This window comes from Spirulina sp. LEGE 11439 (assembly GCF_059821285.1).
In genome coordinates, this window is the sequence record NZ_JCAMRX010000039.1 from 23943 (window position 1) to 45108 (window position 21166).

Annotated in this window: 24 protein-coding genes; 11 read left to right on the top strand and 13 right to left on the bottom strand. The window is 40.7% G+C overall.

The genetic code is table 11. From position 1 onward, the window contains the following. Positions 1 to 232: 232 nt before the first annotated feature. Positions 233 to 2296, top strand: a complete 2064-nt coding sequence (locus tag AC6RV6_RS21415) for a thioredoxin domain-containing protein (protein WP_500242913.1) — start codon at positions 233 to 235, stop codon at positions 2294 to 2296. A 10-nt stretch (positions 2297 to 2306) separates the two neighbouring features. On the opposite strand, the gene AC6RV6_RS21420 is transcribed toward AC6RV6_RS21415, so the two are convergent. From AC6RV6_RS21420 to AC6RV6_RS21435, 4 genes are all read right to left on the bottom strand, one after another. After that, positions 2307 to 3509, bottom strand: a complete 1203-nt coding sequence (locus AC6RV6_RS21420) for an AAA family ATPase (protein ID WP_500242914.1) — start codon at positions 3507 to 3509, stop codon at positions 2307 to 2309. A gap of 20 nt (positions 3510 to 3529) precedes the next feature. Then, complete coding sequence (locus AC6RV6_RS21425; protein ID WP_500242949.1) at positions 3530 to 4075, bottom strand: RNA 2'-phosphotransferase; 546 nt, start codon at positions 4073 to 4075, stop codon at positions 3530 to 3532. Positions 4076 to 4162: 87 nt separating this feature from the next. Beyond that, a complete protein-coding gene (locus tag AC6RV6_RS21430; protein ID WP_500242915.1) occupies positions 4163 to 4576 on the bottom strand; it encodes a hypothetical protein in 414 nt (137 codons plus the stop codon). Between the two features lie 122 nt (positions 4577 to 4698). Beyond that, on the bottom strand, positions 4699 to 5277 hold the full coding sequence (locus AC6RV6_RS21435) for a response regulator (RefSeq protein ID WP_500242916.1): 579 nt from the start codon (positions 5275 to 5277) through the stop codon (positions 4699 to 4701). 172 nt (positions 5278 to 5449) lie between these two features. On the opposite strand from AC6RV6_RS21435, the gene lipA reads away from it, so the two are divergent. The 3 genes from lipA to ispF are packed head-to-tail and all read left to right on the top strand — an operon-like array spanning position 5450 to position 7061. Further along, the gene (lipA, locus tag AC6RV6_RS21440; protein WP_500242950.1) at positions 5450 to 6367 is read left to right on the top strand and encodes a lipoyl synthase; all 918 of its coding nucleotides are present in this window, start codon (positions 5450 to 5452) and stop codon (positions 6365 to 6367) included. A 2-nt stretch (positions 6368 to 6369) separates the two neighbouring features. Continuing rightward, positions 6370 to 6552: a hypothetical protein gene (locus AC6RV6_RS21445; protein WP_500242917.1), complete on the top strand. Its 183-nt coding sequence runs from the start codon at positions 6370 to 6372 to the stop codon at positions 6550 to 6552. Between the two features lie 29 nt (positions 6553 to 6581). Continuing rightward, positions 6582 to 7061, top strand: coding sequence for a 2-C-methyl-D-erythritol 2,4-cyclodiphosphate synthase (gene ispF / locus AC6RV6_RS21450; protein ID WP_500242918.1), 480 nt, complete (start codon positions 6582 to 6584; stop codon positions 7059 to 7061). Between the two features lie 43 nt (positions 7062 to 7104). Here ispF and AC6RV6_RS21455 read toward each other — a convergent pair whose 3' ends face one another. Both AC6RV6_RS21455 and AC6RV6_RS21460 read right to left on the bottom strand, forming a co-directional pair. Further along, the gene (locus AC6RV6_RS21455) at positions 7105 to 7527 is read right to left on the bottom strand and encodes an aspartyl protease family protein (RefSeq protein ID WP_500242919.1); all 423 of its coding nucleotides are present in this window, start codon (positions 7525 to 7527) and stop codon (positions 7105 to 7107) included. Next, positions 7520 to 7738 (bottom strand): hypothetical protein, encoded by a 219-nt coding sequence (locus AC6RV6_RS21460; protein ID WP_500242920.1) that lies wholly within the window; start codon positions 7736 to 7738, stop codon positions 7520 to 7522. The genes AC6RV6_RS21455 and AC6RV6_RS21460 overlap by 8 nt, the downstream gene beginning before the upstream one ends. A 16-nt stretch (positions 7739 to 7754) precedes the next feature. On the opposite strand from AC6RV6_RS21460, the gene AC6RV6_RS21465 reads away from it, so the two are divergent. Then, positions 7755 to 7901, top strand: a complete 147-nt coding sequence (locus AC6RV6_RS21465; protein ID WP_500242921.1) for a hypothetical protein — start codon at positions 7755 to 7757, stop codon at positions 7899 to 7901. Between the two features lie 3 nt (positions 7902 to 7904). Here the strand turns inward: AC6RV6_RS21465 and AC6RV6_RS21470 are convergent, their stop codons facing one another. Together AC6RV6_RS21470 and argZ are read right to left on the bottom strand one after the other, a co-directional pair. Next, positions 7905 to 8609 carry a hypothetical protein gene (locus AC6RV6_RS21470; protein ID WP_500242922.1) on the bottom strand — a complete coding sequence of 235 codons (705 nt, stop codon included), beginning with the start codon at positions 8607 to 8609 and terminating at the stop codon, positions 7905 to 7907. Positions 8610 to 8758: 149 nt separating this feature from the next. Further along, positions 8759 to 10867 carry a bifunctional arginine dihydrolase/ornithine cyclodeaminase gene (argZ, locus tag AC6RV6_RS21475; protein ID WP_500242923.1) on the bottom strand — a complete coding sequence of 703 codons (2109 nt, stop codon included), beginning with the start codon at positions 10865 to 10867 and terminating at the stop codon, positions 8759 to 8761. 404 nt (positions 10868 to 11271) lie between these two features. Between argZ and AC6RV6_RS21480 the strand changes: the two genes are divergently transcribed. From AC6RV6_RS21480 to AC6RV6_RS21490, 3 genes are all read left to right on the top strand, one after another. After that, entirely contained in the window at positions 11272 to 11457 is a 186-nt protein-coding gene (locus tag AC6RV6_RS21480; RefSeq protein WP_500242924.1) for a hypothetical protein, read from the top strand. A gap of 297 nt (positions 11458 to 11754) precedes the next feature. Next, complete coding sequence (locus AC6RV6_RS21485) at positions 11755 to 12444, top strand: formylglycine-generating enzyme family protein (protein WP_500242925.1); 690 nt, start codon at positions 11755 to 11757, stop codon at positions 12442 to 12444. Between the two features lie 14 nt (positions 12445 to 12458). Continuing rightward, a complete protein-coding gene (locus AC6RV6_RS21490; protein WP_500242926.1) occupies positions 12459 to 13562 on the top strand; it encodes a hypothetical protein in 1104 nt (367 codons plus the stop codon). A 160-nt stretch (positions 13563 to 13722) separates the two neighbouring features. Here AC6RV6_RS21490 and AC6RV6_RS21495 read toward each other — a convergent pair whose 3' ends face one another. Further along, the gene (locus AC6RV6_RS21495) at positions 13723 to 14673 is read right to left on the bottom strand and encodes a hypothetical protein (RefSeq protein WP_500242927.1); all 951 of its coding nucleotides are present in this window, start codon (positions 14671 to 14673) and stop codon (positions 13723 to 13725) included. A gap of 326 nt (positions 14674 to 14999) precedes the next feature. Between AC6RV6_RS21495 and AC6RV6_RS21500 the strand changes: the two genes are divergently transcribed. Continuing rightward, positions 15000 to 15596, top strand: a complete 597-nt coding sequence (locus AC6RV6_RS21500; RefSeq protein WP_500242928.1) for a LysE/ArgO family amino acid transporter — start codon at positions 15000 to 15002, stop codon at positions 15594 to 15596. Between the two features lie 83 nt (positions 15597 to 15679). On the opposite strand, the gene AC6RV6_RS21505 is transcribed toward AC6RV6_RS21500, so the two are convergent. Next, complete coding sequence (locus AC6RV6_RS21505; protein WP_500242929.1) at positions 15680 to 15967, bottom strand: hypothetical protein; 288 nt, start codon at positions 15965 to 15967, stop codon at positions 15680 to 15682. A 131-nt stretch (positions 15968 to 16098) separates the two neighbouring features. Continuing rightward, positions 16099 to 16626 carry a hypothetical protein gene (locus tag AC6RV6_RS21510; RefSeq protein WP_500242930.1) on the bottom strand — a complete coding sequence of 176 codons (528 nt, stop codon included), beginning with the start codon at positions 16624 to 16626 and terminating at the stop codon, positions 16099 to 16101. Between the two features lie 196 nt (positions 16627 to 16822). On the opposite strand from AC6RV6_RS21510, the gene AC6RV6_RS21515 reads away from it, so the two are divergent. Together AC6RV6_RS21515 and AC6RV6_RS21520 are read left to right on the top strand one after the other, a co-directional pair. Continuing rightward, a complete protein-coding gene (locus AC6RV6_RS21515) occupies positions 16823 to 17251 on the top strand; it encodes a helix-turn-helix domain-containing protein (protein WP_500242931.1) in 429 nt (142 codons plus the stop codon). A gap of 899 nt (positions 17252 to 18150) precedes the next feature. Further along, positions 18151 to 19281, top strand: a complete 1131-nt coding sequence (locus tag AC6RV6_RS21520; protein WP_500242932.1) for a tetratricopeptide repeat protein — start codon at positions 18151 to 18153, stop codon at positions 19279 to 19281. A gap of 81 nt (positions 19282 to 19362) precedes the next feature. Here the strand turns inward: AC6RV6_RS21520 and rsmG are convergent, their stop codons facing one another. Both rsmG and AC6RV6_RS21530 read right to left on the bottom strand, forming a co-directional pair. Then, the gene (rsmG, locus tag AC6RV6_RS21525) at positions 19363 to 20103 is read right to left on the bottom strand and encodes a 16S rRNA (guanine(527)-N(7))-methyltransferase RsmG (protein ID WP_500242951.1); all 741 of its coding nucleotides are present in this window, start codon (positions 20101 to 20103) and stop codon (positions 19363 to 19365) included. 13 nt (positions 20104 to 20116) lie between these two features. Next, on the bottom strand, positions 20117 to 21061 hold the full coding sequence (locus AC6RV6_RS21530; protein WP_500242933.1) for a putative 2-dehydropantoate 2-reductase: 945 nt from the start codon (positions 21059 to 21061) through the stop codon (positions 20117 to 20119). Between the last annotated feature and the right edge of the window lie 105 nt (positions 21062 to 21166).

A 21166-nucleotide genomic window follows, 5' to 3' on the forward strand; every position in this document is an offset into this window, starting at 1 on the left:
AATGAACAATGAACAATGAATAGTACTTTTACTGCTTTTGTTTTGTTGGAGAAAATTATGGCAGTCACCCTCTTTCATATAGTTGTAGCAATTTTTGTAGCGAGTTATACCCTAGGACAGAAAAACTTTATATTCTTTTCCGTTCTTACTCACCTCGCGATAAACTGAACGCAACAATTCACCATCTAGATCGCCGTGACTGTTCGCCGTTCATCGCTCATTACCCATTGAAATGACTAATCGCCTTTCTCAATCTGAAAGTCTCTATCTCCGCAAGCACGCAGAAAATCCCATTGATTGGTGGTCGTGGTGTGAAGAAGCTTTAAATAAAGCGAAGACGGAAGATAAGCCCATCTTTTTGTCGATCGGTTATTCGAGTTGTCACTGGTGTACGGTGATGGAGGGGGAGGCTTTTTCTGATGAAGCGATCGCGCAATACATGAATGCCAATTTTGTCCCCATTAAGGTCGATCGCGAGGAAAGACCGGATATTGATAGTATCTATATGCAGGCGCTACAGGCTATGACGGGACAAGGAGGGTGGCCGCTGAATATTTTCTTAACCCCGGGCGATCGCATTCCTTTTTATGGGGGGACTTACTTTCCCGTAGAACCCCGTTTTGGTCGTCCGAGTTTTCTCGATATTCTCCAAGGGATTGACAATTTTTACAAGATGGAAAAGGAGAAGTTGCAAGGGGTTAAAACTGAAATGTTTAACATTTTGCAGCGATCGACGTTACTTCCCTCAACCCCTGAAGATAATCTCACAGAAACATTATTGCCAACAGGAATTGAAGTGAGTTCTCGCATTGTCGATCGCAACGATCCGGGATCTCCCAATTTTCCCATGATTCCCTATGCAGATTTGGTGGTACAAGGAAGCCGCTTTCAACAGCAGGAAGAGGCGAAACAAATTGCCCAACAACGAGGGGACGATCTCGCTTTGGGCGGCATTTACGACCATGTAGCAGGAGGGTTTCATCGCTATACCGTGGATGCTACTTGGACGGTGCCGCATTTTGAGAAGATGCTCTACGATAATGGGCAGATTTTGGCTTATTTGGCTTCTTTGTGGAATGCAGGGATAGAGGAATCTGCATATTTGCGTGCAGTAGAAGGAACGATCGCATGGTTGCAACGGGAGATGGTTGCACCACAAGGATATTTTTATGCGGCACAAGATGCGGATAGTTTCGAGACTCCTGAAAATGTCGAACCCGAGGAAGGGGCGTTTTATGTGTGGACTTATACTGAATTGCAACAACTTCTCGATCCCGCAGAATTAGAGTCATTAGAGTCTGACTTTACTGTAAGTTCTGCGGGCAATTTTGAAGGCAAGAACGTCTTACAGCGTCGGGGAGGAGGTAAGTTGTCGGCAACCAGCGAGAAGGCACTTTCTCGGCTATTTTTGGCGCGTTATGGGGAGTCAATAGATGCGATCGCGACTTTTCCTCCCGCACGGGATAATCAGGAAGCAAAAACGACCCAATGGAAAGGACGCATTCCCGCAGTGACCGACCCGAAAATGATTGCAGCTTGGAATAGTCTAACCATTTCGGGGTTGGCGCAGGTTTATCAGGTTTTTAAAAACCCGATCGCTTGGGAATTAGCTCAAAGTGCTACTCAATTTATTTTAGAGCATCAGTGGGTGAATGGACGTTTTCATCGCTTAAATTATGAAGGAAAAGCGCGAGTTTTAGCACAGTCGGAAGATTACGCCCTGTTTATTAAAGCCTTATTAGACTGCGATCGCGCTTGTGCGATAATGGGAGAAACCAAGGGGATTTGGTTAGAAGAAGCGATACGAATACAGGAGGAGTTTGATGAGTTTCTCTGGAGTGTAGAAATGGGAGGCTATTACAATGCACCAATGGATGCAAGCGAGGATTTATTAATTCGAGAACGCAGCTATATTGATAATGCCACCCCTGCGGCTAATGGGATCGCGGTGGCAAATTTAGTGCGCTTGGGATTATTAACCGATAATATCAGTTATTTAGAGCGAGCAGAGGCAGTTTTGCAGGCTTTTAGTCCCGTGATGAAAGAGTCTCCCCAAGCCTGCCCGAGTTTGTTTTTGGGGTTAGATTGGTATTTGCATTCTACGCTGATTCGGACGACCAGCGATCGCGTTGCTCAACTCGCTACCCGGTATTTTCCCAAGAGTGTTTATCAAGTTGAAGAAAAAGTCCCTGAAAATGCGATCGGTTTGGTTTGTAAAGGGTTGGCTTGTTTACCAACGCCCCAGAATTGGGAACAGTTGCTCGCTCAAATTGAGAAATGTCATGGGATAGGATAATAATGCGATATCAAACAAATTTGTGCAGGAATTCACCAATTAAGTCAATGCGCCCTTTGCGTAGGATTGCCGGATCGAGTCGTTGGGTTGTGTTACAAGTTAAGAGAACAACTAATTTTTGTTGGGTTTGGCTGCGAGATTCATCAATCACGCTGCGATATAATGTCCCATCCAATAAACTTAAAATATGCTCGGTTTTGTTGCTATTTTGAGCAGGAAGGCTACTGCGATCTTGTGCTAAATTGTCAGCTTCATTGACAATTAAACAAATTCGCTCTAAATAACTGGGAGGAACAAAGTTTTCGATCGCATCATGGTCGAGAATAAAAATGGTATACCCTAACGGTACTAAAATTTCCTTAGCTACGGCTTGCGTCCATGCTGTTTTTCCCGTTCCCGGTTCTCCTTGTAATAATACCGCCAAGCGATCGCGGGTCATAATTTCCTGTTGTACTTTGTCGGTAAACCCTTGAATCTCTTGAGGAAAAGAACGAATTGCATATTCGCTTTGCACTTGTCCTACTCGACTCTGATAGCCACTAAGAACAACGGCTAAATTATAAGTTGCTTTGTTGACGAGGGAGGTAATATCCTTGGCAATTAAAGTATAAGTTCGTCGCCCTCTTTCATAAGAATAGATTTCTAGCCAAACCTTATATTTTGCCCAGTAAACATAAATCGTTCCCAAAACTTCCAATCGCTCCCAATTAACAAAGCGATCGACTGGATAATAAAAATAGCGATCCAAATAATGTTGCAGAATAGTATCCGGTTTTCCTAATAAATCTAAGATTTTAAATAGGGTAATTTCTTGTAAGCGATTGAGGGCAAAATCAATGGGAATACTGTGGCGATTGACCATTTGTACCACAGGAGTTTCTACGCTTAAAACTTCCCCATTACGATTATCGGGAAAAGGCGGTGCAGGGGTAATATATTCCCAGAATTCGTTAAATTGACCTTGGGTTTTTTCAGAAAATAAATTGAGAATATTTGCCCACCACGCATAATTATTACGTCCGACAGCATCCGCAAGATCGCTGGCGCAATCTAAGGCTTTTTGTGCCACTTCCCAAGGATCGTTCTGGACTAAATAAGAGAAATAATTAAAGTCAAAATTACGCTCTAAAGGTCGCCATCCCGCCCCTAATAAACCTTGACTTTGTTGCGGGTTGTTATAATTATTATCCTCTTGCCAATATCCTGAATTCATATTTATTTAAGTTCAATATTTTACAATTGGGTTAAATATTCTGGAGGAATGCGATCGACTAACCAAACACCATTATCGGTAAGATAAAATACATATCCAGCTTTCTGCATAGCTTCGGTATCAATTTGAAAAATAATGGGTTTCCCATGACGCTGACCGACTTTTTTTGCCATTCCCCGATCGCTGGATAAATGAACGTGATGGCGAGACATTTTTAATAACCCTTCTTTGAAAATAGTTTGAACGGCTTTATGTCCCGTGCCGTGATACAATACAGAAGGAGGAATCTGAGGTTCTAACTGTAAGTCAATCTTAACGCTATGACCCTGATTGGCACGAATTTTACTGCCATCTTCATTGAAAGAAAAGCGCTTTTTGTCGTTGCGATCGACAACTTCTTCTAATTCAACCGGTTGAATTAGAAACCTCTTTTGACAACAAGCCGTAAGGAGTCGAGTGACCTCTATCCACCCCCCTACTTCGAGTTCTAAACCCAATTCCTCGGGTCGGTGTCGTAGATGGTAGCTTAAATATTTGCTAATTTTCCGCAAGCGAGATTCACTCAGCACGATCGCTCCCTTTTTGCAAGTCGTATTACATTATAATACAAAAAAAGGGAATGACACGAGAAGACAAAAATAATTTTTCAGTCATTATTTTTTCACTGTTGCATTCGCAATTTTTTCTTCCAAATAAGTATCAATAGAAATTGCTTCCGAACCCCCTCGCGATAGTAACTCTAACATCGATCCGAGTTGCACCCACATTAATAAAGCCGTCGGTAGGACGACAACGAGGGCAAGGCCGCCAGCAAAATTATTCCCAATTTTGAACACAGAGAGACACTCTCCAACAAACAAGGTTAGAAAAAAAGTGAGTCCTAGATAAGATATCAATAATTGAGGTTTTTTGTAATTAATTTTTTCTTGCGTTTTACGATTTTTTGCCCAGAAATCGACTTGATATTCCAACATATCCTTGAAGATAAATCCCAAGGCGATCGCAAAAAAAGTCGTCAGTAAAATAGCAGTACTAATTGCAGGTAAAGAGTGAGCTTGAGGCAACATAATCTAAAAAAAGTTAAGAATTGTTAAGTTTTATCATAACACCAAAAAGGATAAAAGGCGATCGCTGCGATCGCCTTCCTCATTTTCTCATTCCTAATGAGTGAGAAGATATCCGTTAATTGTTACTTCAATTTTTGTTTGATAAAAGTAATCAATTTAGTCATTTGTTGTTTGAGCGTATTGATTTCCTTTTGCATTTTGGCCATGCGAAGTTTCATATCTTCAACTTCTGCATGAGAAACCGCCGCACCTACCATATTTTGAGGTACAGCCGCAACCGTAGCAGATTGTTTTGTTTCGGTCGCAGGCTTTTCCTTTTTATGTTTATTGGCCTTTTGAATAGCCTCTTTAATTGCTGCTGCTAATTGTTTCTTTTCAAAAGGCTTTTCGACAAAAGCAAAATACTGAAAAGGTTCCGGTAATTTCTCCGTGACTTCTTCCTTGCGCCCGGACATTAACATTAAAGGAATGAACCGCAGTTTTGCATCTTTCTGAATTTCTTGGTAGACCTCCCAACCACTTTTTTTCGGGAGCAAAAAATCCAGCATGATTAAAGTGGGATTAGCTTGGCGAACCTTTTCTAATCCTTCATTTCCATCTTTTGCTTCAATCACTTCCACATTACCCACAGGGAGCATATCTTTAACCATGCGTCGGATAACCCGGCTGTCATCAATAACGAGGATCTTTTGACTGGCCACAACTGACTCCTTGAGAGGCGAATAAAGCAGATAAACTGATGTTAACTCAGTTTAGTCTCTGGGAAAAGGGCAGGTCGCGAATGTCCGCGATCGCACTGAAAACACTATTTTGCCACAAGATAAGAGTCTCTGACGTTTACAATGAGAGCAAATAGACGTGAATTTGACTCTCATGCCCGATCGCCTTGAAATTCCCGCCACAGTTAAACAGTGGCGAGAGGAAATTACCACCCTCCCTCAGTGGTTGCGCCGTCCTTTGGGGAAGGCCAGCGAAATTTCCACTGTACAAAGAATTATTAAGCAGCGACAGATCCACACCATTTGCGAGGAAGGGAGATGTCCCAACCGAGGAGAATGCTATGCCCAAAAAACGGCGACATTTTTGTTAATGGGGCGAACTTGTACCCGTGCTTGTGCATTTTGTCAAGTGGATAAGAGACATTCGCCGATGCCTTTAGATCCTGAAGAACCGAGGAAGGTGGCCGAGGCCGTAAAATTATTGGCATTGCGCTATGTGGTTCTCACATCAGTAGCGCGAGACGATCTACCGGATGGGGGATCGGGGTGGTTTTTAAAAACCATGACCGCCATTCGCCAACTCAACCCCGAGACGCAAATTGAAGTTCTCACGCCGGATTTTTGGGGAGGGAAAGGCGGTGAAGCTGCCCAGAAAGAGCGGGTAGCGAGGGTCGTGGAAGCTCAGCCAGCCTGTTACAATCACAATATCGAGACCGTGAAGCGATTGCAAGCTCCCGTGCGTCGGGGGGCAAAGTACGATCGCTCTTTAGCGGTGTTGCGTTGGGTCAAGGAAATAGATGGGGCGATCGCTACCAAATCGGGTTTAATGTTGGGTCATGGAGAAAGTGAGGAGGAGATAGTACAAGCGATGGAAGATTTGCGAGGAGTGGGCTGCGATCGCCTCACATTAGGGCAGTATATGCGCCCTTCCTTAGAACATTTACCCGTTCGTAAATATTGGACTCCCGAGGAGTTCGATCGCTTGGGAGAAACTGCCCATTCTCTAGGATTTTCTCATGTTCGTTCCGGTCCGTTGGTTCGCAGTTCCTATCATGCAGGAGTCGATAATTAATAATGCAAAATCAAGTTATTTTTCTATTTAAAATCCTGATCCTTTCGGGATTAATTTCCGCATTCATTAAATATGTTGCCCCTTTTTTCGCGATCGCCCCGACTTCTTTTAATGCTGCGATCGCGATTTCCGTCCCACCGATGGTTTTAGCCGGGTTATTATTATGGCGCGATCGTACTCACTGATAACTGTTCACTGATAACTGATAACTGAAATGAATATTCGTATTGGTAATGGGTATGATATCCATCAACTCGCTCCCAAAAGGGCGTTAATTTTAGGAGGAATAGAAATTCCTCACGAGGTCGGTTTATTGGGCCACAGCGATGCTGATGCGCTGACTCATGCGATTATGGATGCCATGTTAGGGGCATTAGCCTTGGGAGATATCGGTCATTATTTTCCCCCTTCGGATCCCCAATGGAAAGGGGCAAATAGTTTGGTTTTATTAGCAAAAGTCAATGAATTAATTCTCTCTAAAGGTTGGCAGATTGGTAATATTGATGCGACGGTTATTGCCGAACGTCCGAAGTTAAAGCCCCATTTACCTCAGATGCGAGAAACCTTAGCCAAAACTCTCAATATTGAGTGCGATCGTATTAGCATTAAAGCAACGACGAATGAAAAGTTAGACGCAGTGGGACAAGAAAAAGGAATTGCCGCCTACACCGTTGCTTTGTTGGTGGCGCGATAAACTAAATTAGGGGCGTTAATTGCCCTTTTGTTATCGGCAGATGCTATTCACGTTGCTTAGGACGAACTTCAAATTCAGAACGCGCACGAAAGAAACAGACATCAAACTCAAAGAAGAAATTAGCCTGTCCCAAGATCAAAGGCACATTGGTTGCTTGTGTCCAAGCAAATGCTAGATTAACTGTCGGGAATGAACTGACTCGAGCATTAACAATAACTGCGCGAGCTTCAAATTGAGCTAAGTTCCCTGCTAACACCACTGAAAGTGTTTCCTCTTCCCAGATTAAGCCTAATTCCAGTCCCAACTCGTAGGGCAAAACATTAACGCTTGCACCTGTATCTAATAAGCCTTCGGTGTTTGAGATTCGATCGTTAAGGCTAAGTGTCAAGGGCAAATACGCCATTCTATCGACCAGACCAAGATTGCGATCGATAATTTTGTAGGGAAATTTTTGAGCGTCAACCATCTTGCGATTGTTGTTTTGTTGCCAGAAGATTCATTAAAATATTGGCAGCCTCAGAGCAGTTGTAGGGCGACCAAACAGGATATTCTTGGTTTGCAACAAAGAAGTTTGCATCTTCTTCTTTAATCAGTTCTGTTGCCAGAAACTGCATCAGCCGAAGCTTATCAATTTTTGGCAGTGTCTGGATTTGTGATATGAGTTCGGCTAATGGCATTTGAGAATCTCCTTGTTTGAGATGCGATGAAAAATTTGGCTATGCTGACTTATTGCGGAGGAAACGCGATCGCTACCATCTGTTTATTTTAACAACAGGAGTGCGATCGCTAAAATTCAATAATGAGTTGGTGCGATCGTTTCTCAATTTTGTTGCTGTCTAATGGTTAGGTGCTGTCTATATTTTCCGCTTGAGAAAGCTTCCATGCCTCAAAATCACGGACTCGTAAGTCAAACACCTGCTCAAATTTTTCAGGATCAAAATATTTGAGGATCATCTCATTATATTTGAAAAAGAGTGAAATAAGTTCGCTCCAAATCCCTAAATTTATGTCACCATCAATACGCCAAAGTTTGACTTTAGAATGACTCTTTAACTCTTTCGGCATGAAAGTATTTTTTCTGTTTTGATAACTATCCTTAAGATATACCTTAACTGCTCTGTCCAAGTGTCGAAATACTTTTATTTTAATATCACGCTCACTATGTACATATCGATTAAAGTAATAAGGTTCAAATGTATAGTTATCACTTGAAATTTCCTCGATTTCAAATGTTTTTATATCATTACGATAACTCCAATTGAATTCAGTGCGATCGAGACTACAAGTCTGCTCAAATAATGAATTCTTATTTCGTTCCACAACAGTCAAACCAATGTAATTTGGATCGTCTTCATCTGCTTGACATACCGAGAGACATTCACAAACTTCATCTATTAACTCAACTAAAAGAGAGGTCAAAGGATGATGTTTTTGTCGCACCTCTGGTATGTATTGAGAAAGATAGATTGGAGAGATATTATAATGCCTAGCTTGCTTGATTAATTCTTCGAGTTTTTTAGGATTGAGAGGCAATGTTTGTAAATTCACTAATGTTACAAGATTCAGATATTTAAACTATAGCGATCGCGTTGTCAGAAAGCAACATTACCTTGGTTTGTCTGAAATTCATTGACTACATTCGCGATCGGGTAGGCGATCGCCTCAATAAAAGCGATCGCCATTCTCTCAAATTACAATTACCCAACCAAATAAGGACCGGTTAACTGTTCCAATTGTTTGACCAACAAACTGAGGAATAAACCCACATCCGTCACGATGCCCACGGACTCCACAGAACCGCGATCGCTTAACTTAGTGACAACAGCAGGATTGATATCCACACAGACCATTTTCACCCCGGCTGGAGTCATATTGCCGACCCCAATGGAATGTAGCATAGTCGAAAGCATGAGAATCATTTCCACCCCTTCCAAAAGTCGCGAATAGTCCTCTTGTGCCTTAATCAAATCCATTTGCGTATCCGGTAGGGGACCGTCATCACGAATGGATCCCGCCAAACTGAAGGGGACATTATGTTTCACGCATTCATACATCACCCCTTTCGTGACGACACCCGCTTCCACCGCCTTCGCAATACTGCCATAACGACGGATGATATTAATGGTTTTTAAGTGATGGCGATGTCCTCCGCGCACGGCGATTCCTTGCTGCATATCCACCCCGAGGGACGTTCCCATGAGAGACTGTTCGATATCGTGGACGGCGATCGCATTGCCCCCTAATAAAGCCTGCACGTATCCATCCCGAATGAGACGGGCGAGATGCTGACTTCCCCCGGTATGAATGACCACAGGACCCGCAGTTACCGCAACTTTACCGCCGCGATCGCGAATTTGTCGCAATTCCCAAGCAATTTTCTCGACCACCAATTCTACCCGACGTTCGCTGGAAACCCCAGATCCCATAAAGGTAAACTCTTCCGTTGAAGCGGCGCGATCGCGATCTTCCACCTTGCGGACGGTACGAATACCCTGTACCCCCACAACCACATTTTCCCCGACTTCGAGATCTCGCAACAACTTGCACCGCGCAACGATCCCAGTTGAAGATTCTCGCACTGCGATCGCCCCATCCATGCGTTGATTTTGCAACCGCACCCAAGTCCCTTGAATGCGGACTTCCGTGGGATAAATAGTGGTGACATAGAAATCATCTGGTGCAACCCCTTCACTGGGAACCGGTTCTAAGGTCGCATCTCGTTCCTCTTCCGGTACATCCACCGCCCCAATTTCGATCAGATCCGTGACGATATCTTCCATCACCTCGCGATCGGGTGCGGAAACTCGGACTTCTGCCGTTGAGGTGCTTTGCCGTTCTGCCCCTAAACTAAAATTAAGGACCTTAAAACTACCACCGCGATCGACAATAATATCGAGGGCGCGGTTCATAATTCCTGCATCAAGGAGATGGCCTTGCAGTTGTAGCGTGCGAGTTTCCACGGAAATCACCGCATGGAGTTCTTCCCGCACTGGTTCTGTTGTTCGCAAAGTCAAGCATTTCGCCGCCCCTCCCGCTTTGAGAAATTCTGTTAGGGGGGTTTCGACGACTTCATACCCGAATCCCGTCAAACGTTGTTTTAACTCCTCACTGGCCTTATTCATAATCACCGTCTTGTTAATATTGACGGAATTACAGCCAAAATTCACCGCGTCGATTTCGCTGAGAACAATGCGTTTTTCCTCTGCGACTCGCCGTTCGATAATGTGATTGGAGTAGGAGTCAAAAGCGGGAGGATAATAGAGCAAATAACCGCCACTAAGAGGACAGAAACAAGTATCGAGATGATAAAAGCGGGGATCCACCAAACGCAAGGATAAGACTTCAACATCCAACCATTTTGCCAATAAAGGATGAGAATCGAGTTCCGTGCGGAAACCATATCCCGCCCATAACCACCGTCCTTCCCGGTCTAAGAGGGCATCTCCCGCCCCTTCAAAAGGTAAATCCTTGGGGAGTTCGTACACCGTATAGCCGTTTTCTTCAAACCATTTTTTAAAATAAGGTTCTTCTCCCTGACGTTCTGGGTGCAAAAAGCGACTGAGAACGACATTTTTCCCCAAAAGCAACCCTGCATTGGCGGTGAAAACCAAATCCGGCCAGCCTTTTTCCGCCGGAATCAGGTCTACGATCGCCCGCTCTTTGATAATGTGATATAAGTTTTGCCACTGATCGACGGCGCGATCGCGGGATGATTTATGGATATTGCCTTCCATCCACGGATTGATGACATAATCTACGTCATAATGGTCGGGGGCACACATGAGAAAACGAATAGAATCAGTCATTTCAATGAGCAATGAGCAATGAACAATGAACAATAAAGAATATCTCTGCACCAAGTCAGAAATATGAAGTCTGGAATACTTGCAAAGAATACAAGTTAGTCAAGTTCGATACTGCGCTTCTCAATGAGGCTGTTGTCTCAACTTAGACGCAACTTTTTATTGTATCATGTTTTCTCAATGGAAAGATAGCGATCGCGACAGAATTGAAATTCACACAAGCGATAATGCGATGGATGTCTCCAAGCACAAGCTCGCTTTCCTCACCTGTTCTAAATGTTGAGGATACAACTTAACAATATTGAGTATTTGTACCGAAAGATTACAAATAGTAAAAAGGGGATTTTTCAAGAGAAAAAGTGCTAGAACGAGAAATATAAACTTGCGATCGCGGAGGTAGTCGTATCATGGAAGCTACTAAAGTCAAAGAGGCGATCGAACGCGCTCTAGCCGATGGGTGCTTATCTCGCCAAGAATCTCAGAATATCAAACGCGCCATGTATGCTGATGGGAAAGTGACTCCCGAAGAATGCGAACTATGGCGACAATTACAAGACAAAATTTGGAAAGGAGAAGTATATCTGGAAAATTAGAGAGATTTTCTCTGACGGGATCGGAGTATTTGCTCAAGGAGAAATTGCTATTTCTGAAAAAAGCTACAAATATATTCTCCTGCATCTTCTGAGGTAAAAGAGATGGCTTTTTGCTATTTTTGGCAAGACAAAAGCGATCGCAACAACTATAAATTTCTGTGGGTCTGACTCAGCCATTGATGCTCACTTTGGCTCGATATTACCAGTAATTTTTCGCACTGTGCTTTAATCTGGAGAATACAAATCTGGCGATCGCCTCTATACTTAATATTTACACTACATCAAGATTTAAGTAGAATGACACAAATCTCACAGATCGGTAGTTTTTCTTTACTTCAATGCCAGCATATAGCTACAGCAATTACATTTGTGCTCATTCCTAGAGGAAACTATCTGATAAAAGGAACAGATGGCAACAATAAATGGATTTCAATCTCTCCTTTTCTAATGTCCCAATATCTTGTCACTCAAAAAGTGTGGATGCAGGTTATGAATGATAATCCATCTTACTTCCCAACAGGTGACAATCATCCTGTAGAAAATGTTTCTTGGTATCAGTGTATTGAATTTTGCAACAAAACTAATCTACGCTTACCCAGTGAATCAGAGTGGGAATACGCTTGTAGAGCCGGAAACAATGATGATTACGGTTTTGGCAATAACTCTCAAATTCTTGACAACTATGCGTGGTATGGTCAGAGCTGGAGATCCGGTCATCATGCTGTAGGTCAGAAACAGATGAATGCCTTTGGCCTCTATGATATGCACGGGAATGTATATGAATGGTGTCAAGATAGTTACCAGCCAAGTTACTTAGGAATACCTGACGACGGCTCTCCCCAGATTGTTAAAGATGCACCTTACAAAATACGTCGAGGTGGTAGTTATCGAAGTAGTGCTACGCTATGTAGATGTGCAGAACGCTTTTATGATACACCTGATACTTGTGGGCGCAATATTGGTTTCCGCGTCTGCAAAAGTTTATGAGAGGAGAACTATTCATGGATAAGTATGATATTTTAGTTATAGGTGCTGGTCATTTTGCCAAGGGATTTTGTTATCATCTTGCTTCCATCTACAAAGAATCTCTTAGCGTCAAAATTTTAAGTAGAGACAAGAAAAGGGCTGAAGAAATTGCAACAATATCTAATGGGAGCGCCAGTTTTTTAGGATCGAGGATTAAATTTTATTCAGGGACAATCGATTGGAGTAGCAATCATACACTGCAACATTCTCTAGAAAAAAATCCCAGTAAAGTTATCTTTAATACTGCTAGTTTGCAATCTCCTTGGGAATTTTATAACTCTAGTTCTGAATGGACATTGCTCCTCAAGAAAGTAGGTTTTGGCATTACTCTACCCTTTCAAGCTCTTTTAATCTTGAGAGTAGCCAGAATAATCAAAGCAATGGAAGCTGAGACTCAAATCATTAATGCTTGTTATCCTGACGTTGTAAATCCTTTTTTAAAGGCTTGTGGATTAGAAATTTTATGCGGAGTTGGCAATATTGCCTTCTTAATTCCGGGCGTTTTATCTGATGAACGTTTTGATTCAAATACAAAAGTACATATGCTTGCTCACCATTATCATACGAGTACGGGAAGTTATGGCCCTATAGAAATAGGTGAAGCCTCTTCTCCTAAAATATGGGCAAACGAGAGAGAGCTTGAAAACTCCAGTGTTTATCTCCAGAAAATCATTAATATATCTCCAATTGAACAAGACCATTTGGCTTATTTAACGACAGCAGTTTTGTTTACTTATTTTTTTAGTGGTAAAGAACACTTTACGCATGTCGTCAGTCCGAAAGGTCTACCCGGTGGGTATCCTGTGAGAGTCAAAAATTTCAATATTCAAATTGAACTACCCAACTCTATCTCTTTGGAAGAAGCAATAGACTGGAATAAAAAAGCATCATTATTAGATGGAGTGATAATCGATGATACTGAAAGCAAAGTCCGCTTTAGTGAAAAAACTTCTAACTATTTACAACAAAATAATCTTTCAGATTGCATTTCTTTTTCCTGTGAAGAATTACCTGAAATATATGAAAGATTTGAGGAGTTTAAAAGGCACTTAGAAAATAGCAAAAATTCAAGTAATTAAGTGTACGATGTCTCGCTTATTTTCTGTAAGAACCAATTTACTGAGAACTTAAAGTTGTACTTCGCGTTGGTATAGATAAGAGGCATCTCTACCAACGCAAGGTTTCAGAAAAACAATTTCAAATTACATGAGTGCAAATATTGCTGTATACTTTCAGTAACTAAACTATTGCCTTCTCCAAAATATCTTCAGACAAGAGAAAAGCAGGGTTTTGAGTTTTGTTGAATTGAAGCAAAGCTTCCCTAAGTTTAGATTCATATCTTTCCCGACCCGTAAAGTCATTATTTTGATCTGTTAAATCTTCATTCCATAGGCCAGTGTAAATTTTAGTCCCTTTGTGATGAGTCTCATAAACGACTCGAAATACATCTTGGATACGAGGAGGTTTGTAGTCATCGAATAGTCCCATCTTCTGCAAGTCAGATTCAATTGCGACGTATGTCGGATTCAAATAGATTATTAACTCTATATTTCTGGGTGTACATAACTGTCTCAAATAATCAACTGTTTTCGTAGCCTCTTCTATAGCTTCTGTATCACTCATAGTTGGCCATGGCTTGAGCATGACATAAACTGTCAGACGTGCATTCAGTTTTGCGATTAGATCTATTTTACTTTCAAAAAATTTTTTACTTATCCCTTTATTTAGGTTACGGCGAATTGTATCGTCTTGCGTCTCCAATCCTACTGTAAGATCCAGTTTAGTATTTGGCATTTGTTTTTGGATATTACTAATAACCTCTTGCTTAAGATATTCTAAACGAGTTTCCAAGGAGATAACTTTTAGCTTGGGAATCTTTACTTTTGCCTGATTCAATATATAGTCCATCGCTATTCTGGGAAAACGTTGTTCATCCAAAATTGAACCTTCATTACCAAAAGAAAGTTGTTGCAATTCAGGCAAACGTTTTTTATGTTTCTCAAAAACCCAATCAATCTGTTGAATGATTTTTTCAATAGAAACTGATGTATTAGATGAACGGCTTGGGAGAGAACAAAAAGTACACTTAAATTGACATTTTTCGGTGTAGAAGGAAACCACTAGATCTTTTGAACCTAAGAACAGGCGATGACCATTATATATGGGTAAGAAATCTTTATTGTTTGACATGGTTAAAATCCTCAATGACATTAGTAATGAACGATCGAGCGGCAGCAAGTATGACTCTTTTAGCAAGGTAAAGGGAAGTGACCGATGCACTGATTAGTTAGGTATGAGAGTGGAATACCGACTTATAGAAATGCCCTGAAATAATAACAGTTTGTCTGGCTTGAACACAAGTATTTTTTTTATATTACTTTACATTTAAGACAGCATCAAAATGATTGTTCAGTTTTTTTATTCTTCCTACTCCAAATATTATTGGTTGACTTAATTGATTTGCAGAATATGGGATATATGTAGTTAGGTCTATTCAATTTATGGCATAGGTACAGATGAATGCTTTTGTTTCTGGAATATGGCTCAGTTTTTCTTTGATCGTTGCAATTGGTGCTCAAAATGCTTTCGTTTTAAGGCAAGGTTTAAAACAAGAATATGTTTTTGTTGTTTGTACTATTTGTGCTGTATCAGATGCCATATTGATTGCTATGGGTGTTTCTGGGTTTTATTTACTTGTCCAAGAAACTCCTTGGATAGAAATAGTTGCTAGAGATATTGGAGCATTGTTTCTTGTTGGTTATGGTATACGCAGTTTTTGGTTAGCAGCCAGATCGTCGGAGTATTTAGAACCATCTGCTGATGAAGCGACATCTTTTATGTTAATTGTTGGTGTCTGTCTTGCTTTTACATGGCTTAATCCACACGTATACTTGGATACAATTTTTTTACTCGGCTCTATATCAACTCATTACTCTGATAGTCGGTTATTATTTGCTCTCGGAGCAATGTCTGCTTCATTTGTCTTCTTTTTTAGTTTGGGTTATGGTGCTAGAATGTTAATACCAATATTCAAAAATCCGAAGTCATGGAAAATTCTTGATGGAATTATAGGCATGATTATGTGTATTATTGCTGCTAGTTTGTTTTGGTAATAAATGGGTATGTCCCAATGTTGAAATAGGATCGTAGGTATCAAAAAAGGGAAGGCTGTTCGTTACTTATCAAAATGCGATCGCTAGTGGAAAAAGCTACAAATATATTCTCCTGCATCTTGAGGGGTAAAAGGAACGACTTTACCATTTTTTTCGATCCGCAAGCGATCGCGACAATTATAAATTTCTGTGCGTCTGACTTTACCATCAATGCTCACTTTAGCACGATATTCCCAGTAATTTTTCGCACTGCGTTTAATCTGGAGAATGCAAATCTGGCGATCGCCTTGCTGACGACAAAATTCAGCCCGAGCCGGAGAGGCGATCGTCAAAGACAAGACTAACAACAAGATTAACGCAACAAATTTCACAAATCACTCTCTTTTCAATCACTTTATTGTTGTACCACAAAAAAATAGAACATCTGTTAAAGGATGTTCTATTTTTTGAGATGTTCTATCTATCCGATCTGTGAATTTGTTGCTCGATCTCGCAGGATGAATTAACGATGAGACTCGCGATCGTACCATTCCCGGTCTTTATCTTTGTGCTTGAGAGCGTCGGATTCTTCTTGGAAGCGATTAGATTCGCGTTCGTACCATTCCCGTTTCTGATGGCGCTTGAGAGCGTCGGATTCTTCTTGGAAGCGATTAGATTCACGCTCGTACCATTCCCGTTTCTGATGGCGCTTGAGAGTGTCGGGTTCTTCTTGGAAGCGATTAGATTCACGCTCGTACCATTCCCGTTTTTGACGGCGCTTGAGAGCGTCGGATTCTTCTTGGAAGCGATAGGATTCGCGTTCGTACCATTCCCGCTCTTCATCTGTCCCTTTGAGCACATTGGGTTCCTCGCGGAAACGACGAGACTCGCGATCGTACCATTCCCTTTCCCGACGCGCTTTGATGAGTTCAGTTTGAGTTTCTTTCGCTGTAACTTCGTTATTTGTTTCCACGCTAGCCGCTAATGCTGTCGGAGCGATCGCAGCAGTTAATAAAATCAGAGATAAACCTTTAACGAATAAATTTTTCATGACTCACCCTCCTTGGTGTTGATTCGCTTTTTCTTCTTGATTACTAGCATCGAACTTGGTTCTGAATTTAAAGTTAGATCGAACTGAAAAGTTTCTAAAATAAGACTCAGAGGAATTTAATCTAATAAAATTAAATTCTATAAAACCATATTTAACTTTCACTTAAGCAAAATAAAAATTATCATAATCCCCAAATATGACGAGCGAGAATTTTCTTACATCAGCACAAAAAAAAGATTTACAAAAAGCATTGAAATATAGTCAATATCCAGAAGTGAGAGAAAGAATTTTAATATTTTTACTCCGCAATGAAGGTAGAACTCAAGCTGAAATCGCAGAATTCTTAGGGTGTTCTCGTAGAACTGTTGCTTATTGGTGTACTCATGGAGATCCGAATAATATCGCAAGTTTACAAGATCGCAAGCATCAAGGAAATAATAGAAAAATAACCGATGAATATCATCATAAACTCTTAGAAATCGCCAAGAAAAATCCTTTAGAATTAGGACTTGATTTTGAAAAATGGACTGCAGATAAACTTGCAAACTATATGTTTGATATTTTTGAAATTCAGTTGAGTAGTTCTCAAATCAGAAGGATATTGAGGTATAAAAGTCAAGACTGAGACTTGAAATAAAGTTGCTGTATTCCTTGAAAAATAAGGTTTTTTGCGAATCAAAAGATAATTTTCTTAAGAAAAATCAAGATAGCATAAATTTAAACTTTGTATTCTAAGGGCTAAATTGAGAAACCAAAAGATTTGGTTTTTAACGATTGCTCAAAAATAGCTATCTTTGTTTTTAAGAATTAAATATTTTTTATTTGTATTGAATTTTAGAATCATTCTAAGATCATGGACATTAAAAATATTTATCTATTCCTAGTCTCAAGGCGATCGCAATTTAAGCCTTTGTCAAATAGTTGATATTGGCGGCTTATTTGAAAAAGAGAATATGATTTTTAAAAAAATAGCATCAAAAATAATTTTCTACTAGAAAAAAACATTAAAATAAGTAGAAAGAAAAGAACTTTGCCAGCGATCGAGTTATTCTTGACGATACTTTCAACTTCAAAAATGAATTAATGTAATCTGTGCAACTTAAATGCACGCCATCTTATGCTAAAGCACATTTTCTTGCTTGTTTAAATCAATATTTGCAATAAAGAGTGGTTAATGAACACCAAAAAGGCGATCGCTTCCTCCATTCAAGGAGGATAAGCTAAGCTGATGACCGAGATTCAGAATTCTAATTCGGGTAATTTGTAAATAAATGTTGCAAAAACGAAATTTTTCTGTTACATTTATTTACATAGAAAAAACATTTGAGATATTTAACCATCCAAGACTGTTAGATTATTGCAGTTTGGAACGGCATCAAACATCTCAAGCATCTCCTCCCAATGCAGCAAGCTCAGCCAACAAGCCGTTATTCTTCGGCTTGCTTTTTTTTTGCGAGAGGTGTTATCTCAAATTTCTAAGAGATGTTAAGATTCATTGAACTTTACCTCACACACACGAATCGAATGATAAGCATAAAATTTTTCAGCAAAATAGTTGGCGCGATTTTAGCGGGTTCAGCGATCGCAATTGTTACTCCCGCGATCGCATTAGCGTCCTCCCTAGAGAGTCCTGCGACAACCCCCGAGCCTCTTTTACTCGCTCAAAATGCCAGCAACCGACAATTAACTCAGCTTTTACGTCAAGGTCGGGAACTGTCAGAGGCTGGAAATTATGACGGGGCGATCCGCGTCTACGAACAAGCGGCACAATTGGATCGCAATAACCCGCGCATTTTCTCTGGGTTGGGCTATTTACAAGCAAATCGAGAAAACTACTCGGCTGCGGTGACTGCCTATCGCAGAGCCGTAGAACTCGAGAGGAATAATGCCGATTTTTATTACGGTTTGGGTTATGCTGCTGCAAAAACTGGAGATTATACAACCGCAGCAACTGCTTATCAACAAGCGATCGTCCTCGCTCCCAATAATAAAGATAACTATCTTGGTTTGGCCGTCGCGCAATTGCGATTAGGGGACAGCAATGGAGCGATTCAAACCTATCAGCGCATCATCCAAAACTTTGATAATAGCGGCGATATTTACGGTACCATCGGTGTCGTTCTTCTCGAACAAGGGCAACTCCCTCAAGCGATCGCTCTGTTACAGAAAGCCCAGCAAGAATATCCTCGCGAAGTCAAAATCAAACTTCCTTTAGCGGTCGCTTTGCTCAAACAGGGAGATTACGATAGTGGGGTAGCAATTTTAGAGGAAGTGTTGCGTCTCGATCCTCAAAATCCTCAAGTTCAGATCCAGATTGGGAAAATTCGTCAAGCACAAGGGGAAGAAGAAGCTGCCGAAGACGCATTTCGTCAAGCTTCTTATCTCGCTCCCAACTCTCCAGACGTTCATTTGGCTGTGGGAACATTTTGGATGAGTCGAGATATGTTTTTAATGGCCACTTCTTCTTATCGTCGGGTCATCGAACTCGCTCCCAATAATGCCTTAGCTCATTACAATTTGGCCCTCTCCCTGAAAGAAAGACGACGCACAGAAGAAGCGATCGCCTCTTTAAGAACCGCTCTCAACCTTTATCAACAACAAAATGATTCTGAAGGAGTTGCCCGAGCCAATGAATTGTTAGAAAAATGGGACTAAATCAGCGAACAGTAAACAGCGAACAGTAAACAGTAATTAAGTAGTTGTGACTGATAACTGATAACTAATAACTGATAACTGTTAAAGCGGTTTTTTAGCAGGAACGCCAACTCGACGCGGATATCGAGCGGGAGTTGGTTCTTTTTTTTCTAAATAAATGCAATGGCGAATAATGTTAGTTAAAGGGGTTTGTAATGATACAATTTCTTTAATTTCTCCTCCTAATTTCTCGGCAACCCGAGTTAAATGTTCTGTTTCTTCATCATGCCATTGTCCTCGATAGAGAATTGCCGTACCGCCTAATTTGAGTAAAGGTAACGCATATTCGGCACAAACGGAAGGTAAACCCATCGCTCGGATCGAGACGAGATCGTAAGATTCTCGATGGTTGATATCTCGTCCGATCGCTTCAGCACGTTCGCTTAAAGTCTTGACATTTGCTAGATTTAATGCTGCGATAATTTCATCTAAAAGCAGCATTTTTTTACGCACCGAATCGAGTAATGTTATTTGATAATTGGGGCAAGCGATCGCGATGGGAATCCCCGGAAAACCGCCCCCTGTGCCAATATCGATCGCTGTTTTTGTTTCCTCTTCTTTCTCGAGTATTTCTAAAGGTTCAATTCCTGCGATCGCATCCCAAATATGTTTTTCAAGGAATTCTTGTGGTTCGGTAATTCTAGTTAAATTACTCAATTCATTTTTGAGCAGGATTTGTGAATATAATTGCTGAAATTGTTGTAATTGTTCGTCTCGAGCTTGCCATTTTAGGATTGCAAAAATTTCTCGGGCGAGTGCAAAATCCAAACATTTTTGATTCATCATTAATTACCACTTATGTTATTAATTCTCTATTTTTAGTATCTAAAAACTTAAGTTGTCGATAAAGCAAAGAGATTTTAGGCAATTCAATCTCTTTTTCTCTAGCCATTCTTAAAGCATTTCCTAAAATTCCTTCGATTTCTAAAGGTCGTTTGAAATTATAATCTAATTTCATACTGGTCAAATAAGGTTTCATGGCATCAGTATAAGATAACATTGTTTCAATAAAACTGTCAGGGATTTCTCGCTGAAAACGGCTTGCCCCGATCGCAACTTCTCGCATGATTTCTTCGGCGAGTTGACGACTGTGGCAATCGTTCATTATTTCTTGTGTTGTGGCATCTAAAATCACGGATAAACTATTGTAAGGAATATTCCAAACCAGTTTTTCCCAACGGCTTTGTAATAGGTCTTCTTTGAGGACGGTTTTTATATTAGCTTTCGTAAAATCATTTGCGATCGCTTCCATTCTTTCTGTAATTCCACAAGGCTGATAGTTGTGGGCGTATTCGGCTAAAGATACTGTTTGATAGTCGAGATGGCGAAAATAACCGGCTCCAAGTTTATTGATACAAACAAAACATAATCCTGCCATTAGAACAGCCTGTGGAAATAGGGCTGCAATTTCTCGTTCATAATCTATCCCATTTTGCAAGAAAAGGATAATGCTATTTTCTCGAACAAGAGGTGTAAGTAATTGAGAAAGAAGATGATTTTGAGTTGTTTTTAAAGCGACAATAATAATATCACATTGAGGCATTTTGCGAGGATCGCTGTAGGCATTGACTTGAGGTAAAGTAAAATCCCCATCAACTGACTCAATGATTAAACCTTTTTCTTTAACGCGATCGTAATCGCGACGTAGGAGAAAGTGAACCGGAAATCCTGCTTTTTGCAAACAGCCTCCATAATAGCCACCCACGGCACCTGTTCCTATAATTGCGTAACTTTGCATCATAAAACAGTATGAAAAACTAGACGTTATCAAATAGCAATCAAAACAGTAGTCATCAAAACAGAAACGCGATCGCAATTTACAATACTAGATATTTGAAAAAGATTA

Excerpts from the sequence above, each read along its gene's own strand:
- AC6RV6_RS21415 (WP_500242913.1), top strand. The coding sequence starts at position 233 with ATGACTAATCGCCTTTCTCAATCTGAAAGTCTCTATCTCCGCAAGCAC.
- AC6RV6_RS21420 (WP_500242914.1), bottom strand. The coding sequence starts at position 3,509 with ATGAATTCAGGATATTGGCAAGAGGATAATAATTATAACAACCCGCAA.
- AC6RV6_RS21430 (WP_500242915.1), bottom strand. The coding sequence starts at position 4,576 with ATGTTGCCTCAAGCTCACTCTTTACCTGCAATTAGTACTGCTATTTTA.
- lipA (WP_500242950.1), top strand. The coding sequence starts at position 5,450 with ATGCCCGATCGCCTTGAAATTCCCGCCACAGTTAAACAGTGGCGAGAG.
- AC6RV6_RS21445 (WP_500242917.1), top strand. The coding sequence starts at position 6,370 with ATGCAAAATCAAGTTATTTTTCTATTTAAAATCCTGATCCTTTCGGGA.
- ispF (WP_500242918.1), top strand. The coding sequence starts at position 6,582 with ATGAATATTCGTATTGGTAATGGGTATGATATCCATCAACTCGCTCCC.
- AC6RV6_RS21455 (WP_500242919.1), bottom strand. The coding sequence starts at position 7,527 with ATGGTTGACGCTCAAAAATTTCCCTACAAAATTATCGATCGCAATCTT.
- AC6RV6_RS21460 (WP_500242920.1), bottom strand. The coding sequence starts at position 7,738 with ATGCCATTAGCCGAACTCATATCACAAATCCAGACACTGCCAAAAATT.
- argZ (WP_500242923.1), bottom strand. The coding sequence starts at position 10,867 with ATGACTGATTCTATTCGTTTTCTCATGTGTGCCCCCGACCATTATGAC.
- AC6RV6_RS21480 (WP_500242924.1), top strand. The coding sequence starts at position 11,272 with ATGGAAGCTACTAAAGTCAAAGAGGCGATCGAACGCGCTCTAGCCGAT.
- AC6RV6_RS21485 (WP_500242925.1), top strand. The coding sequence starts at position 11,755 with ATGACACAAATCTCACAGATCGGTAGTTTTTCTTTACTTCAATGCCAG.
- AC6RV6_RS21490 (WP_500242926.1), top strand. The coding sequence starts at position 12,459 with ATGGATAAGTATGATATTTTAGTTATAGGTGCTGGTCATTTTGCCAAG.
- AC6RV6_RS21495 (WP_500242927.1), bottom strand. The coding sequence starts at position 14,673 with ATGTCAAACAATAAAGATTTCTTACCCATATATAATGGTCATCGCCTG.
- AC6RV6_RS21500 (WP_500242928.1), top strand. The coding sequence starts at position 15,000 with ATGAATGCTTTTGTTTCTGGAATATGGCTCAGTTTTTCTTTGATCGTT.
- AC6RV6_RS21510 (WP_500242930.1), bottom strand. The coding sequence starts at position 16,626 with ATGAAAAATTTATTCGTTAAAGGTTTATCTCTGATTTTATTAACTGCT.
- AC6RV6_RS21515 (WP_500242931.1), top strand. The coding sequence starts at position 16,823 with ATGACGAGCGAGAATTTTCTTACATCAGCACAAAAAAAAGATTTACAA.
- AC6RV6_RS21520 (WP_500242932.1), top strand. The coding sequence starts at position 18,151 with ATGATAAGCATAAAATTTTTCAGCAAAATAGTTGGCGCGATTTTAGCG.
- rsmG (WP_500242951.1), bottom strand. The coding sequence starts at position 20,103 with ATGAATCAAAAATGTTTGGATTTTGCACTCGCCCGAGAAATTTTTGCA.
- AC6RV6_RS21530 (WP_500242933.1), bottom strand. The coding sequence starts at position 21,061 with ATGATGCAAAGTTACGCAATTATAGGAACAGGTGCCGTGGGTGGCTAT.